The sequence below is a fragment of the Enterobacter sp. CC120223-11 genome, from assembly GCF_900215375.1.
Lineage (GTDB): Bacteria > Pseudomonadota > Gammaproteobacteria > Enterobacterales > Enterobacteriaceae > Scandinavium.
In genome coordinates this window covers 97,404-113,443 of record NZ_OBEF01000004.1, presented here as the reverse complement: position 1 = coordinate 113,443, position 16,040 = coordinate 97,404, and the positions used below count along the sequence as shown (strand labels likewise).

Genomic DNA, 16,040 nt, shown 5'->3' with positions numbered 1-16,040 from the left:
ATTATGGCAAACGATCAGGAAGTGAAGTACCTGGTGCCGGGGCTGGAGCGCGGTTTACAGCTGCTTTTGGCCTTCGGAGAGCAGCATCGCGAACTGACCTTTGCCGAGCTGCACCGGCTGGTGGATATGCCGAAGGCCACCGCCTATCGCGTGGTGCAGACCCTGGAATACATGGGCTTTCTGGAGCGTAACACCCGCACCAACACCTTCTCGCTCGGCATGAACGTGCTGCGTCTGGGCTTTGAGTACATCGCTTCGCTGGACGTGGCACAGGTTGGGCAGCCGGTCATCGAACAGCTGCGCGACATCAGCCAGTGCAGCAGTCATCTGGCGATCCGCGACGGGCGCGACATCATCTACATCGCCCGCGTCAGCGCTGCCGGCTCGCGCATCAATCAGGTCAGTATTGGCACCCGTTTGCCGGTGCACTGCACTTCGCTGGGCCGCATGCTGTTGACCGATATCTCCCGCGCCGACTTTGAGCAGCTGTTCCCACACGAACGCTTGCCAGGCAACACGCCAGGGCAGCTTCACGAACGCGAAGCCCTGTGGGAGATGGTGCAGCAGGATAAAGCCCGCGGGTCTGTGATCGGTGAATCCTTCTTCCGCCACGGCATCTCCTCCATTGTCTATCCGGTGTATGACCGAAGCCATCGTGTGGCCGCCGTTGTGAGCATCCTGGTGCCGTCGGAGGAGATCCCACAAACCGATCGCGAGTTCCTGCAAAACGAGGTCCGCCTCGCGGCGGATAAAATCTCTGGCTTCTTAGGGTATCTGTCACAGGCCAGTTAAATCAGTGAGTTAACGTCAGGCGCTTCACTGCGTCGGGCATGTTTTACGCCCAATCTGGGCCAGAAGAGGCAACGAACGATGAGTGTAACCGGAATTGAAAAGCTGGAATTTGGCGTGGAAGACCTGACGCACTGCGCCAAATTTATGCGTGATTTTGGCCTGACGGGCGATGCCAGCGGCCAGCGTTTCACCACCTTAAGCGGCGCGCGTGTCGAGCTGAACGCCATCGACAGCCCCGATCTTCCTCCTGCGTTTGAAGCAGGCAACACGCTGCGCCGCATGACCTGGGCGGTTGCCACGCAGGCCGATCTGGATGCGCTGCGCCCGAAGCTGGCACAGCAGCCCGGCTTTCGTGAAGTAGGCGATGCGCTCGAGTGCCTCGACCCCAACGGCATGACTCTGCGCGTGCAGGTGAGCCAGCAGAGCGACGTGGAGCTGAACGTCGAACCCATTAACCAATGGGGCGATGTCCGCCGCATTGATACCCCAAGCCCCGTTTACGATCGTGCCCAGCCGATTAACGTCGGGCACGTGGTGTTCTTCGTTGAAGAGCTGGCGGCGGTGGAAAAATTCTACCGCGAGGTGCTCGGCTTTCAGGTTTCCGACCGCTACATCAACCGTGCAGTGTTCCTGCGCTGCGGCGTGCGTGGCGGTCATCACAATCTTTTCCTGCTGCAACTCCCTACCCGTAAACGTGGCCTGAACCACGTGGCCTTTACCGTGCGCGACATTCACGAGGTGATCGGCGGCGGTATCGCGATGAATAAAAATGACTGGAGCACCTTTATCGGGCCTGGCCGCCATCCGGTGTCATCGGCGTACTTCTGGTACGTCAACAGCCCGACCGGCGGCGCATTCGAGTACTACACCAACGACGACTACCTGACCGAAAACTGGCAGCCGCGCGAGCTGGAACACTCCCTGGTCTCCTTTACCGAATGGGCAGTCGAAGGCGGAATCGATCACGACACCCGCCGTCAGCAGAAAAAAACGGAGGCGGTATGACGTCGCGCATTGTCATCATCGGCGGTGGTCAGGCGGGCGGCTGGGCGGCGAAAACCCTGCGCGACGAAGGATTCGACGGTGAAATTTGCGTGGTGGCAGAAGAGGAATGGGATTTTTACGAGCGCCCGCCGCTCTCCAAAGCCACGCTGCTGGAGCCAGAGGCACAGCTGCCGCGACTGTTTTCTGAAGAGGCACAGCAGGCGCTGAGCCTGACCTGGTATCGTCCGCTGCGGGCTGAATCCATCGATCGCGAAGCGAAAAAGGTCGTTTTGAGCAACGGAGAATCTCTTAGTTACAACATCCTGCTTCTGGCCACCGGAGGGCGGGCACGCCTGCCGGGTGAGGGGTGGGCCCGCCACCCGCAGGTCTATACCTTACGCCATTGGCAGGATGCGCAGCGTCTGAAAAGCCGACTGGCTGAAAGTAAAAAGCTAGCCATTATCGGCGGCGGCTGGATTGGCCTGGAGATTGCCGCCTCTGCACGAAAAAGCGGCGTGGCGGTCACGCTGTTCGAACAGCAGCCTGCGTTGTGCATGCGCTCGGTGAGCGCTGAGGTTTCTCAACGCTTAGAGGCTCTCCATCGGGAGCAGGGCGTGGATATTCGCACCGGCTGTGGCGCACTGGAGCTGGAGGATGACGACGGCCTGCCGGTGATTCATTGCGACGGTAAGCGTGAAACTTTCGATGCGGTGGTGGTGGGGATAGGCGTCGATCTCAACCTGGAGCTGGCACGCGATGCGGGGCTGAAAACCGAACGTGGGATCGTGGTCGATGCGCAGGGACGTACGTCAGATCCGTATATCTTCGCCGCAGGCGATGTCGCTCAGCACCACCACTACGGTCTGTGCATCCAGTCGTGGGCCTTCGCCCAGAACCAGGCGGTGGCCACATCTAAAGCGATGCTCAATCCCGATGCGGCAGGCTACGACGACGCGCCGTGGCTGTGGTCGGATCAATATCAGCACAACATTCAGATCCTCGGCATTCCGCAGCCGGGGAGCGCAACGATAGCGCGTGAGGATTCGCTGTTCTTCTCGCTGGATGCACAAGGACGATTGACGCAGCTGGTCGCGTTCAACGATGCGCGCACCGTTAAGTTGGCGAAACGCTGGATGGCCGCCGGGAGAGATTTATCAGACGTGCCGCTCGTCGACCCGACCTTTTCACTGATGTCATTGCGATAGCGAAACCGCACCCGTAGGGGGAGACATGACCACATTCGAGACCAACACCGCGCCCGTTGAGGCAAGCGGTGAGGGCACCCGCACGCCCGAAAAGGCGGTGCGCTGGGCCATCCCGCTGTCGCTGCTGGCCTGCGTCCTGCTGGCGTTTTTCGACAAAATCAGCATTGCGGCGCTGTTTTCTGACGGCCATTTCCAGCAGGCGATGGGCATTGATTTCGACACCACGCGCCTCGGCATTCTGATGAGCGCGTTCCTGCTGAGCTACGGTTTTTCGTCGGTCTTTTTAAGCGGCCTGGGCGACAAAATTGCGCCGCTGCGCTTGCTCACCGGAATGATGGCGGTGTGGTGCGTGCTGATGGTGGCGATGGGCTTTACCCATAACTACACGGTGATGATCGTGCTGCGCATTCTGCTTGGCGTGGCGGAAGGGCCGCTGTTCCCGCTGGCGTTCGCTATCGTGCGCCATAACTTCCCGCAGCATCTGCAGGCCCGCGCCACCATGCTCTGGCTGCTGGGAACGCCTGTCGGTGCCGCGATTGGTTTTCCGTTGTCCATCTGGCTGCTGAATACCTTCGGCTGGCAGAGCACCTTCTTTGTGATGGCGATGCTTACCGTGCCGGTGCTGCTGTTTGTTCGCATCGGCCTGCGTGGGATCCGTCTGGATGCGAAACCCAGTGCTTCACAGGCTTCTCAGGATGAACGGCGTGCTGCGCGGCGCGAGCTGTTTGTCAGCCCGCACTTCTGGATCATTTGCATCTTTAACATCGCTTTTCTCACTTACCTGTGGGGCATCAACGGCTGGCTGCCGGGCTACCTGATTAAAGGCAAAGGCATTCACCTGGAGCACGCGGGCTGGCTGTCGTCGATGCCGTTTATCGCCATGCTGGCGGGTGAGGTAATTGGCGCCTGGCTTTCGGACAAAGTCGATAAACGTGCGGCGGCCTGCTTTATCTCAATGGCAGGGGCGGCGGTGGGGCTGGCTGCGGTGATGCACCTTAATACTCCGCTGACCATCATCGCGGCGATGAGCTTCAGCACCTTCATGTGGGGCACCGGGGCACCCAACATTTTCGCCCTGCTGGCGAAGGCCACTCATCCGCGAGTGAGCGCCACGGCGGGCGGCATTTTCAACGGGCTGGGAAACTTTGCGGGCGCGCTGTCGCCAGCGGTAATGGGCGCTTTAATCGCCTTCACCCACAGCATGGATTCCGGGCTGATTTTTCTGGCGGTGATGGCGGCGGTGGGCTGCGCCCTGTTACTGCCGCTGCTGAGACGTTACTGAGGAGAGTGTCATGACTGATTCAACCGTAACCACCAAACCTGGCATTAAACCTGACCATCTGACCATGGAAGAGTGGGTCGAGTCGCGCATCGCGCGCTTTGAAGGCCGCAAATATGACTGGAACGCGCTGAAGTTCCAGGCCGATTTTGACCCGAAATATCGCCGGGCGCAGATGCGCTACATCGGCACTGGCGCAACGGGCGTGGCGAACGACACCAACACCGTGCAGGCGGATCACTTTACCTTCTCCACCATGGTGCTGCCGTCGAAGTGTGAAGGGCCGCTGCACCTGCACGACGACGTGGAAGAGGTGTTCTTCATGCTCAAAGGGCAGATCACGCTGATGATTCAGGACGGCGACAGCTACACCGAAACCGTGCTGCGCGAGCGTGATCTGATTTCCGTTCCTGCGGGGATCTATCGCGGGCTGTTTAACCACGGTGAAGAAGAGGCGCTGATGTGCGTCATGCTGGGGACCAACAAGCCAGAGATCCCAACCTATCCATCCGACCATCCGCTGTCGAAAGTGAAGCGGAACTAAGGGGGCATGATGACGGGTTTTCGCGAACAGGGCAGCGGCCTTCCGCTGATGCTGCTGCACGGTATCAGCTCCGGCGCGGCCTCCTGGCATAAGCAGATGGCGCTGAAGGGTTTTCGCGTGCTGGCGTGGGACATGCCCGGTTATGGCGAAAGCCCGATGCTGGCGGTGGATCGTGCCAACGCCGGTGATTATGCCGATGTGCTGGCGGCAATGCTTGACCGCGCGGGCGTCTGGCAGGTGGTGCTGGTGGGTCATTCGCTGGGAGCGCTGGTTGCCAGCGCCTTTGCGGCGAAGTTCCCGGAACGCGTCCTGCACCTGGTTCTGGCGGATGCCGCGCAGGGCTACGGGCAGGCCGCACCGGAACAGCGTGAGCAGGTCTGGCGTAGCCGCGAACAGCAGATGGCGCAGGGCGGTGAAATGCTCGCCCGAACCCGCGCCGCGAAGCTACTGCGCCCCGGTGCGCGTGCGGAGGATATCGCTACCGTCGCGACGGGGATGTGCAAACTGCGCGCTGAAGGATACCTCGCCGCGGCGTGGATGCTGGCGCACGACGACATTCACGGCTGGCTGAAGCGCTTTTCTGGCCGGTTTGAGGTCTGGTGCGGCGACCAGGATGCTATCACACAGCCAGAGCTGGTTCAGGGGCTGGCGCTGCGTTACGGCATGCCGTTCACCGCCATTCCTCTGGCCGGGCACGCCAGCTATCTGGATAACGAGACGTTTTTTAACCAACAGCTTTTACGCATTAACGAAGAGGTGCGCGATGAATGCACAAATTGATGGGCGCGTAGCGGTAGTCACCGGCGGTTCTTCAGGCATTGGCTTTGAAACGCTGCGCCTGTTGCTGGGCGAAGGGGCAAAGGTCGCTTTCTGTGGTCGCGATCCGGACCGCCTGGCCAGCGCCCATGCGGCGCTGCAAAACGAACACCCTGACGGGGAGATTTTTTCATACCGCTGTGACGTGCTGAAAGCCGATGAGGTGCAGGCGTTTGCGGATGCGGTGAAAGCCCGCTTTGGCGCGACGGATATGCTGATCAACAACGCCGGGCAGGGCTACGTAGCGCACTTCAATGACACCCCTCGCGAAGCGTGGCTGCATGAAGCTGAACTGAAACTTTTTGGCGTGATCAACCCGGTTCAGGCCTTTCAGGCGCAGCTGGAACAGTCCGACATTGCTTCCATCACCTGCGTGAACTCGCTGCTGGCACTGCAGCCGGAGGAGCACATGATTGCCACTTCTGCTGCCCGCGCGGCATTGCTGAATATGACGCTGACCCTCTCGAAAGAGCTGGTGGGCAAGGGCATCCGCGTGAACTCCATTCTGCTTGGCATGGTGGAATCCGGGCAGTGGCAGCGCCGCTTTGAGAGTCGGGCGGACAAAAATCAGAGCTGGCCGGAATGGACGGCAGATATCGCCCGTAAGCGCGGCATCCCGATGGCACGCCTCGGCAAGCCGCAGGAGCCTGCGCAGGCGCTGCTGTTCCTGGCCTCGCCGCTGGCCTCATTTACCACCGGTGCGGCGCTGGACGTTTCCGGTGGCTTCTGCCGCCATCTGTAAGGACGCATCATGAAAAAGATCATGTTAATTGGTTTTGGTGCGATGGCGCAGGCGGTGATTGAGCGTTTGCCCTCCGGTGTCACTATCGGCTGGATTGTGGCGCGCGAGCCCCACCATGCTGCAATTCGCCAGCAGTTTGGCGGTACGGTAATGGCCCTGAACTCGCCGTTGGAGTGCAAGGAAACGCCCGATTTGGTGCTCGAATGCGCCAGCCAGCAGGCGGTGGCGCAGTATGGCGAAGCTATTTTACGCCGTGGCTGGCATCTGGCCGCGATCTCCACCGGTGCGCTGGCGGACAGCGCGCTGGAGCAGCGTCTGTTCAGCGCTGGCGGGAAACTGACGCTGCTCTCCGGCGCGGTGGCGGGTATCGACGGTCTGGCGGCGGCGAAAGAGGGCGGCCTGGAGTGCGTTACCTATCGGTCACGCAAAAGCCCCGCCAGCTGGCGCGGCAGCTATGCCGAGCAGCTTATCGATCTTAACGCGGTATCCGAAGCGCAGATCTTCTTTGAAGGCAGCGCCCGCGAGGCGGCACGTCTGTTCCCGGCCAACGCTAACGTAGCGGCGACCGTGGCGCTCGGCGGTATAGGAATGGATGAGACTCGCGTGCAACTGATGGTCGACCCGGCGACAAAACGTAATACCCACACGCTGCACGTTGAAGGCGTGTTCGGTGAATTCCACCTGGAGCTAAGCGGCCTGCCGCTTGCCAGCAACCCGAAAACCTCCACCCTGGCAGCGCTCAGCGCGGTACGCGCCTGCCGTGAACTGTCGCAGCGCTAAGGAGCCACCATGGAAGAGCTGAAGATATTTATTGGCGGCCGCTGGCAACAGGGCGGTGGCAACCCGATGCAGAGCCACTTCCCGGCTGACGGTTCGCTTAACGCCACCCTGCACGCAGCAAGCCTTGACGATCTCCAGGTCGCGATTGAGGCCGGAGAGCGCGCCTGGCGCGAGCCCTCCTGGCGCAACAGCCTGCCGCACGTTCGCGCGAAGATCCTGCATAAGGTGGCGGATCTGATTGAATCCCGCGTGGATGAACTGGCGCGGATGCAGAGCCGCGATAACGGGAAGCCGCTGGCGGAAGCGCGCGGGCTGGTAATGAGCGCAGCGGGAACCGCACGCTACTTTGCCGCCGCCTGCGAGCTGCTGGAAGGTGAACTCCCGACGCCGCGCCAGCCTGATTTGCTGACGCTGAGCCGCTATGAACCCCTCGGCGTGGTGGCGGCCATCACGCCGTGGAACTCTCCGATCGCCAGCGAAATGCAAAAAGTCGCCCCGGCCATTGCCGCCGGTAACGCGGTGATCCTCAAGCCCGCAGAAGCCACGCCGCTGATGGCGCTGGAGCTGGCGCGCATTTTTGAACAGGCCGGGCTGCCTGCCGGGCTGCTGAGCGTGCTGCCGGGCAAAGGCTCGGTGATCGGTGATGCGCTGGCGCGTCACCCGAAGGTGCGCAAAATCTCCTTTACCGGGGGTACCACCACCGGACGTCATCTGGCGCACGTGGCGGCGGAGAAGCTGATCCCGGCCTCGCTGGAGCTGGGCGGCAAATCCCCGACGATCGTGCTGGAAGATGCCGACATCGAGCAGGCTGCACGTGGCATTTGCTACGGCATTTTCAGCTCGGCAGGGCAGGCGTGCATTGCCGGTTCGCGGCTGTTTATCCACCAGAGCCTCTACGCTCCACTCATGGCGCGGCTGCTGGAGTTAGCCCGTGGCTTGCGCGTCGGTCATCCGTTTACCGATGGCACCCACGTGGGGCCTTTGATTAACGACAGGCATCGCCAGAGCGTGCAGGACTATGTAGAGCTGGCGAAGCGTGAAGGGGGCCGCGTGCTGTGCGGCGGAGAGATCCCGGCCGATCCGCAACTGGCAAACGGCAGCTTCTTCTTGCCCACAATTATTGAAGGACTCACCAACACCGCACGCGCCTGCCAGGAGGAGATCTTCGGCCCGGTGCTGGTGGCGATGCCGTTTAGCGATGAGGCCGCGCTTATCCGCGAAGCAAACGACTCGGTATACGGTTTGGCGGCAGGGATCTGGACACGCGATACCGGGCGTGCCCTGCGTTTGAGCGAGCAGCTGGAAGCGGGCACGGTGTGGATCAACACCTACAAGGTGTTTGCTATTTCGACCCCGTTCGGGGGCTTTAAAGAGAGCGGTCTGGGCCGCGAAAAGGGCATTCAGGGGCTGAAAGCCTGGATGCAGCAAAAGAGCATTTATCTGGCGACGGGTAACAGCGTCAACCACTGGTGCGACTGAGAAAGGGTGAGCAATGAGCGAAATGATAACCGTCGGCGACGCCATCGCCAGAACGCTGGAGCAGTATCAGGTTGAGGCCATCTACGGCGTCATCTCCATTCACAATTTGCCGATAGCCGATGCGGTTGGACAGCGCGGAAACATCCGCTTTGTGCCTGCTCGCGGCGAAGCAGGATCTGTCACCATGGCCGATGCCCACGGGCGTTTTTCCGGCCTCGGCGTGGCGCTGACCAGCACTGGCGCAGGGGCGGGCAATGCCGTGGGCGCACTGGTTGAAGCGATGAATGCCTGCACGCCGCTGCTGCACTTAACCGGGCAGGTCGAAAAAGCCTGGCTCGATGCCGACACTGGCTTTATCCACGAAACCCGCGACCAGCTGACTTTCCTGAAGGCGAGCTCAAAACGGGCGTACCGCGTCAGCAACGCAAACCAGGCGATGGCTATCCTGCATAAAGCTATTCAGGAAGCGCAGACGCCGCCGTGCGGGCCAGTCTCGGTGGAAATTCCGATTGATATTCAGGGGGCGAAAATCCCGCTGTCGCTGGTCACGGCGCCGGTAAAAGTGGCTTCGGTTTCAACCCTTGATGCTACGGTTGTCGAAACGCTGTGGGCACAGCTAAAGCAGGCGAAACAGCCGCTGTTGTGGCTGGGCGGGGGTGCGCTGGGTAGCGCAGATGCAGTGAAAAAACTGGCGGATGCGGGGATCACAGTGATTTCCAGCACCCACGCGCGCGGCGTGCTGCCGGACAGCCATCGTGCCAGCCTGAGGGCATTCCATAACTCACCGTCCGTTGAAGCACTCATCGCGCAGTGCGACTTTACGCTGGTGGCGGGCTCGCGGCTTCGCAGTAACGAAACCCGCTCCTGGACGCTGGAGCTGCCGCATCCGCGCGTGCAGATTGATATCGACCCGGCGGCGGCGAGCCGTAATTATCTGATGGATAACACGCTGGTCGCTGACTGCTCCACACTGCTGAGCGCACTGGCGGAAAAAGCGCAGGGGCGGGAATGGGGCAATGCCCACTGGGATACGCAGGTACAAGTCGCTGTGACGAAGGCCGAGCAGGGGCTGCGCGAGCAGTGCGGTGCTTATGCGAAGCTTAATGATGCCATTGAGAAAGCGCTGCCGAAGGATGGTTTGCTGGTGCGCGACATCACCGTGTCCGGCAGCCTGTGGGGCAGCCGTCTGTTCCGAGCCAACGGTCCGCTGATGAACATCCATTCCCTGGCCGGGGCGATTGGCATGGGCCTGCCGATGGCGATTGGCACCGCTATTGCGAATCCTCAGCGGAAGGTGGTCGGGCTGGTCGGAGATGGTGGTCTGAGCCTGAACCTGGGCGAACTGGCGACGCTTGCCCAGGAGAAAGCCAACGTGACGCTGCTGGTGATGAACGACGGCGGTTACGGCGTGATGCGCGGCATTCAGGACAAGTATTTCGGCGGGCGTCAGTATTATAACGAGCTGCATACACCGGACTTTACCCAGCTGGCACAGGCCATTGGCTTACAGGCGTGGAGCGTCGAACGGGCAGAGGATTTTGATGCGGTGATGACGGAAGCGCTGGCGATGCCGGGACCTTCGGTGGTGGAGGTGCGGATGGGGCAGATTGGGGCTCTGAAGTTTGCCGGGCCGCCGCAGAAAACGCTTTATTAGCAGTTAATTGCCCGGCGGCGCTGCGCTTGCCGGGCCTACGTCATTTTGGTGTGTCTTACTTAATGCCGTCCGCCTTCATGCGGTCGCGGATATGCTGGGCGCGCTCTTCTGACGCTGGGTGATCGTCAAGCATTGAGCTCTGGCGACCGGCTTCCAGCTTCGCCAGTTTTTCAAAACTGGTGGCAAGTCCTGCCGGGTTGATTCCGCGCTTGCGCAACAGATCGTAAGAGTAGTCATCCGCTTCGGATTCCTGGCGCTGGGAGAACTGCGCGTTCACCAGTTTTTCGCCTAAATCACCCAGCTGTGACTGTGAAAGACTTCCCACGATCCCGCCTGCGGATGCTGCCGCCACGCGTACTGCGTTCGCGCCAAGCTGAACCTGCATTCCTTTCTTCACGTGGCCGAGCGCGACGTGGCCCATTTCGTGGCCGATCACGGCTTCCACTTCATTGTCGTTCATCAGATCCATCAGCCCGCTGTAAACGCGGATACAGCCGTTGGCCATGGCGAAGGCATTGACGTCTTTGGTGACGTAGACCTTGTAGTTCACCGGCTGGCCGTTGATATTGTCGCCAAGCGCGGCGGCAATTTTAGTGAGGCGTTTTGCGTATTCGCTGCTGGAGGGCGCGATGGTTGCTTTGCTGTCCATCTCTTTACAGGCCTGGTCGGAGAGGGTTTTCACCTGCTCATCGCTCAGAGAGTATGCCTGGAATGCCTCTGCGCCTGAGCTCATCAGGCCGTTTGAATCCATGTTCTGACATCCCGTCAGAACGGTCGCCAGCCCAAGAGCCAGTACCACCGAGTGCAGTTTCATCATTAATTTTCCGTCATTATGAGTCGCAAAAGTCTTAAATATTCCGTTATTCGAAGCCACGGAATGTTACCAAAGTATAAAGAAAATAATGACAAGGCCGCGAGAAGATTGCGCAACGGCTCGCGACATTCCAGAGATTTCCCAGGCACCGCGCGGATGCTCCATGTACATGGCTTGCCGCTTGGGTTACATTGTTGTCACTTTTTTCCGGCGTAGCCTAAAACGCGCGGTCGTCAAGCCGTTTTGGCGTTGCCTTCAACAGTCCGATCTGGAGTCAAAATGTCCTCACGTAAAGAGCTTGCTAATGCTATTCGTGCGCTGAGCATGGATGCAGTACAGAAAGCCAAATCCGGCCACCCGGGTGCCCCAATGGGTATGGCTGACATTGCCGAAGTCCTGTGGCGTGATTTCCTGAACCACAACCCGCAGAACCCATCCTGGGCCGATCGTGACCGCTTCGTGCTGTCCAACGGCCACGGCTCCATGCTGATTTATAGCCTGCTGCACCTCACCGGTTACGATCTGCCGATCTCTGAGCTGCAGAACTTCCGCCAGCTGCACTCCAAAACGCCAGGTCACCCGGAAGTCGGTTATACCGCCGGTGTTGAAACCACGACTGGCCCGCTGGGTCAGGGTATTGCCAATGCCGTGGGCATGGCGATCGCGGAAAAAACCATGGCTGCGCAGTTCAACCGTCCGGGCCACGACATTGTCGACCACTTCACCTATGCCTTTATGGGCGACGGCTGCATGATGGAAGGCATCTCCCACGAGGTGTGCTCCCTGGCGGGTACCCTGAAGCTGGGCAAGCTGGTTGCGTTCTATGATGACAACGGCATCTCCATCGATGGCCACGTTGAAGGCTGGTTCACCGACGACACCGCGAAACGCTTTGAAGCCTACGGCTGGCACGTTGTGCGTGGCATTGACGGCCACGACGCGGACGCTATCAAACGTGCAGTAGAAGAAGCACGTAAAGTGACCGACAAACCGTCCCTGCTGATGTGCAAAACCATCATCGGCTTCGGTTCGCCAAACAAAGCAGGCACTCACGATTCTCACGGCGCACCGCTGGGTGATGCAGAGATCGCTCTGACCCGCGAACAGCTGGGCTGGAAATACGCTCCGTTCGAAATTCCTTCTGAAATCTACGCTCAGTGGGATGCGAAAGAAGCAGGCCAGGCGAAAGAATCCGCATGGAACGAGAAGTTCGCTGCCTACGCGAAAGCCTTCCCTCAGGAAGCGGCTGAATTTACCCGTCGTATGAAGGGTGACATGCCAGCGGACTTCGAGGCGAAAGCGAACGAGTTCATCGCTAAATTGCAGGCTAATCCTTCTAAGATTGCCAGCCGTAAAGCGTCCCAGAATGCTATCGAAGCGTTCGGCCCGCTGCTGCCTGAATTCCTCGGCGGCTCCGCTGACCTCGCACCTTCTAACCTGACCCTGTGGTCTGGTTCTAAAGCGATCAACGAAGACACCGCAGGTAACTACATCCATTACGGCGTGCGTGAATTCGGTATGACCGCTATCGCCAACGGGATCTCCCTGCACGGTGGCTTCCTGCCGTACACCTCCACCTTCCTGATGTTCGTTGAATATGCGCGTAACGCCGTGCGTATGGCGGCGCTGATGAAGCAGCGTCAGGTGATGGTTTACACCCACGACTCCATCGGTCTGGGCGAAGATGGCCCGACTCACCAGCCGGTAGAGCAGATTGCTTCCCTGCGCGTGACCCCGAACATGAGCACATGGCGTCCATGTGACCAGGTCGAGTCTGCGGTAGCGTGGAAATATGGCGTTGAGCGTCACGACGGCCCGACTGCGCTGATCCTCTCCCGTCAGAATCTGGCGCAGCAGGATCGTACCGAGAAGCAGCTGGCAGACATCGCTCGCGGTGGCTACGTGCTGAAAGACTGCGACGGTCAGCCACAGGTTATCTTCATTGCGACCGGCTCTGAAGTTGAACTGGCGGTTGCCGCGTGGGATCAGCTTTCTGCGGAAGGCGTGAAGGCGCGCGTGGTTTCCATGCCGTCTACTGACGCGTTTGATAAGCAGGACGCGGCATACCGTGAATCCGTGCTGCCAAAAGCCGTATCTGCACGCGTTGCTGTTGAAGCGGCGATTGCTGACTACTGGTTCAAATACGTGGGCCTGAACGGCGCTATCGTTGGCATGACCACCTTCGGTGAGTCTGCACCAGCGGAGCAGCTGTTCGAAGAGTTCGGCTTCACCGTAGAGAACGTGGTGGCGAAGGCGAAAGCACTGCTGTAATTGTTTTTGGAGTATGCGGGCTGGCGCCCTCACTCCAACCCTCTCCCACTGGGAGAGGGAGCAATAATTAAAAACGGTCACCTGCGGGTGGCCGTTTTGCGTTTATATCGTCGCCTGGCTTTTTGTGCCTGCTATTCCAACACGCCCTGAAATTCACATAAATTATTCCATTAAAAATGTGACGCACGTCAGATAACCAGCTTCGTTGTCTGGACAATCATTCCTTTTATTCCCCGTTTCGATTACTCTAGCTGAAGCGTTTCAGTTGAATTAGTGTTCGACAAATAATCAATCAGTCGCGGTTTGCGACAGCAGGCATTCCCTTCCCGTTGGGGCTGGACTACGCTTCAGCCACATTCTTTTGGGAGAGGCTTGCAGGAGACTTATGACCGTACGCGTAGCGATTAATGGCTTCGGTCGCATCGGACGTAACGTGGTTCGTGCTTTGTATGAATCCGGGCGTCGGGCGGAAATGACCGTGGTGGCAATCAACGAACTGGCGGATGCTGCGGGCATCGCGCACTTGTTGAAATATGACACCAGTCATGGACGCTTTGCATGGGATGTTCGCGAGGAGCGGGAGCAGCTATTTGTTGGCGATGATGCTATCCGTCTGCTGCATGAGCCTTCGATTGAGGCATTACCGTGGCGGGAACTGGGCGTCGACGTGGTCCTCGACTGCACCGGCGTTTACGGCACGCGGGCCGACGGGGAAGCCCATCTGGCCGCTGGCGCAAAGAAAGTGCTCTTTTCACATCCTGGCAGCAACGATCTCGACGCAACGGTCGTCTATGGCGTCAATCACCATGAACTGCAAAGTGACCACCGTATCGTCTCCAACGCCTCCTGCACCACGAACTGCATTATTCCTGTCATTAAGCTGTTAGACGATGCCTGGGGCATTGAGTCCGGTACCGTAACGACCATCCATTCGGCAATGCACGACCAGCAGGTTATCGACGCTTATCACTCTGATTTACGTCGTACCCGCGCGGCAAGCCAGTCGATCATTCCAGTGGACACCAAACTGGCGGCGGGCATCACCCGAATTTTTCCGCAGTTTAATGACCGTTTTGAAGCGATTGCGGTGCGAGTGCCGACGATTAACGTCACGGCAATCGACCTCAGCGTGACCGTGAGAAATCCGGTAAAAGCCAGCGAAGTCAACCAGTTGCTGCAAAAAGCGGCACAGGGGGCATTTCATGGTATAGTTGACTATACGGAATTACCGTTAGTCTCAATAGATTTTAACCACGACCCGCACAGTGCCATCGTTGACGGCACGCAGACGCGGGTCAGCGGTGCGCATCTGATCAAAACGCTGGTCTGGTGTGATAATGAATGGGGTTTCGCTAACAGAATGCTCGACACCACGTTAGCGATGGCCACTACAGGTTTCAGGTAAGGCGCGAGAGCGTCTGCAAAACTTTAGAATCAATGAGAGGATTCACCATGTCTGTAATTAAGATGACCGATCTGGATCTGGCAGGTAAACGCGTTTTCATCCGTGCCGATCTGAACGTTCCGGTAAAAGACGGTAAAGTCACCAGCGACGCGCGTATCCGTGCTTCCCTGCCAACCATCGAACTGGCGCTGAAACAGGGTGCGAAAGTGATGGTAACTTCTCACCTGGGTCGTCCGACCGAAGGCGAATACAACGAAGAATTCTCTCTGCTGCCTGTTGTTAACTATCTGAAAGACAAACTGTCTGCGCCAGTACGCCTGGTTAAAGATTACCTGGACGGCGTTGAAGTGGCTGCCGGTGAGCTGGTGGTTCTGGAAAACGTTCGCTTCAACAAAGGCGAAAAGAAAGACGACGAAGCGCTGTCTAAAAAATACGCGGCGCTGTGCGACGTGTTCGTGATGGATGCATTCGGTACTGCACACCGTGCTCAGGCTTCCACTCACGGTATCGGCAAATTTGCTGACGTCGCTTGTGCAGGTCCTCTGCTGGCAGCTGAACTGGACGCTCTGGGCAAAGCTCTGGGCAACCCGGCTCGCCCAATGGTCGCTATCGTTGGTGGTTCTAAAGTGTCCACTAAGCTGACCGTTCTGGACTCCCTGTCTAAAATCGCTGACCAGCTGATCGTGGGTGGCGGTATCGCTAACACCTTCGTGGCCGCTCAGGGTCACAACGTGGGCAAATCCCTGTACGAAGCGGACCTGGTTGAAGAAGCAAAACGTCTGCTGACCACCTGTGATATCCCGGTTCCGACCGACGTTCGCGTGGCAACTGAGTTCTCCGAAACTGCAGCCGCAACCCTGAAATCTGTTAACGACATCAAAGATGAAGAGCAGATTCTGGATCTGGGCGATGTTTCTGCACAGAAACTGGCTGAAATTCTGAAAAACGCCAAAACTATTCTGTGGAACGGTCCGGTTGGCGTGTTCGAGTTCCCGAACTTCCGTAAAGGTACCGAAATCGTGGCTAACGCTATCGCAGACAGCGAAGCGTTCTCCATCGCAGGCGGCGGCGATACTCTGGCCGCTATCGACCTGTTCGGTATCGCTGACAAGATCTCCTACATCTCCACTGGCGGCGGTGCATTCCTCGAATTCGTGGAAGGCAAAGTACTGCCGGCAGTCGCAATGCTCGAAGAGCGCGCGAAGAAGTAAGCCATTCGGGGCAGGGAAACCTGCCCAATTTTCAGCGGGCTAACAGGCACGCACTTTTTTTCGG

14 protein-coding genes are annotated in these 16,040 nt (G+C 58.9%); 13 read left to right on the top strand and 1 reads right to left on the bottom strand.

All coding sequences use genetic code 11. The features are described 5' to 3' along the window. Positions 1 to 3 precede the first annotated feature (3 nt). From CRO87_RS06325 to CRO87_RS06280, 10 genes are all read left to right on the top strand, one after another. Positions 4 to 792: an IclR family transcriptional regulator gene (locus CRO87_RS06325; RefSeq protein WP_097162088.1), complete on the top strand. Its 789-nt coding sequence runs from the start codon at positions 4 to 6 to the stop codon at positions 790 to 792. Between the two features lie 78 nt (positions 793 to 870). Then, positions 871 to 1,797 carry a VOC family protein gene (locus CRO87_RS06320; RefSeq protein ID WP_097162087.1) on the top strand — a complete coding sequence of 309 codons (927 nt, stop codon included), beginning with the start codon at positions 871 to 873 and terminating at the stop codon, positions 1,795 to 1,797. Next, entirely contained in the window at positions 1,794 to 2,981 is a 1,188-nt protein-coding gene (locus tag CRO87_RS06315; protein WP_097162086.1) for an NAD(P)/FAD-dependent oxidoreductase, read from the top strand. The genes CRO87_RS06320 and CRO87_RS06315 overlap by 4 nt, the downstream gene beginning before the upstream one ends. A 25-nt stretch (positions 2,982 to 3,006) precedes the next feature. Next, positions 3,007 to 4,263, top strand: a complete 1,257-nt coding sequence (locus CRO87_RS06310; protein WP_097162085.1) for an MFS transporter — start codon at positions 3,007 to 3,009, stop codon at positions 4,261 to 4,263. Between the two features lie 10 nt (positions 4,264 to 4,273). After that, on the top strand, positions 4,274 to 4,804 hold the full coding sequence (locus CRO87_RS06305) for a cupin domain-containing protein (RefSeq protein WP_097162084.1): 531 nt from the start codon (positions 4,274 to 4,276) through the stop codon (positions 4,802 to 4,804). 9 nt (positions 4,805 to 4,813) lie between these two features. Further along, the gene (locus tag CRO87_RS06300; RefSeq protein ID WP_097162083.1) at positions 4,814 to 5,584 is read left to right on the top strand and encodes an alpha/beta fold hydrolase; all 771 of its coding nucleotides are present in this window, start codon (positions 4,814 to 4,816) and stop codon (positions 5,582 to 5,584) included. Continuing rightward, positions 5,568 to 6,362, top strand: a complete 795-nt coding sequence (locus CRO87_RS06295) for an SDR family oxidoreductase (protein WP_097162082.1) — start codon at positions 5,568 to 5,570, stop codon at positions 6,360 to 6,362. Before CRO87_RS06300 ends, CRO87_RS06295 begins: the two co-directional genes overlap by 17 nt. 9 nt (positions 6,363 to 6,371) lie before the next feature. Beyond that, entirely contained in the window at positions 6,372 to 7,142 is a 771-nt protein-coding gene (locus tag CRO87_RS06290; protein WP_097162081.1) for an aspartate dehydrogenase, read from the top strand. 9 nt (positions 7,143 to 7,151) lie between these two features. Further along, positions 7,152 to 8,621 (top strand): aldehyde dehydrogenase, encoded by a 1,470-nt coding sequence (locus CRO87_RS06285; protein ID WP_097162080.1) that lies wholly within the window; start codon positions 7,152 to 7,154, stop codon positions 8,619 to 8,621. Positions 8,622 to 8,634: 13 nt separating this feature from the next. After that, positions 8,635 to 10,275, top strand: coding sequence for a thiamine pyrophosphate-binding protein (locus tag CRO87_RS06280; RefSeq protein WP_097162079.1), 1,641 nt, complete (start codon positions 8,635 to 8,637; stop codon positions 10,273 to 10,275). A gap of 55 nt (positions 10,276 to 10,330) precedes the next feature. On the opposite strand, the gene CRO87_RS06275 is transcribed toward CRO87_RS06280, so the two are convergent. Next, positions 10,331 to 11,089, bottom strand: coding sequence for a M48 family metallopeptidase (locus CRO87_RS06275; protein ID WP_097162281.1), 759 nt, complete (start codon positions 11,087 to 11,089; stop codon positions 10,331 to 10,333). A 279-nt stretch (positions 11,090 to 11,368) separates the two neighbouring features. Here CRO87_RS06275 and tkt point away from each other — a divergent pair, with 279 nt between their 5' ends. From tkt to pgk, 3 genes are all read left to right on the top strand, one after another. Beyond that, entirely contained in the window at positions 11,369 to 13,360 is a 1,992-nt protein-coding gene (gene tkt, locus CRO87_RS06265; protein WP_097162077.1) for a transketolase, read from the top strand. A 385-nt stretch (positions 13,361 to 13,745) separates the two neighbouring features. After that, a complete protein-coding gene (gene epd, locus CRO87_RS06260; RefSeq protein ID WP_097162076.1) occupies positions 13,746 to 14,765 on the top strand; it encodes an erythrose-4-phosphate dehydrogenase in 1,020 nt (339 codons plus the stop codon). A gap of 47 nt (positions 14,766 to 14,812) precedes the next feature. Continuing rightward, complete coding sequence (pgk, locus tag CRO87_RS06255) at positions 14,813 to 15,976, top strand: phosphoglycerate kinase (protein ID WP_097162075.1); 1,164 nt, start codon at positions 14,813 to 14,815, stop codon at positions 15,974 to 15,976. Positions 15,977 to 16,040 lie beyond the last annotated feature (64 nt).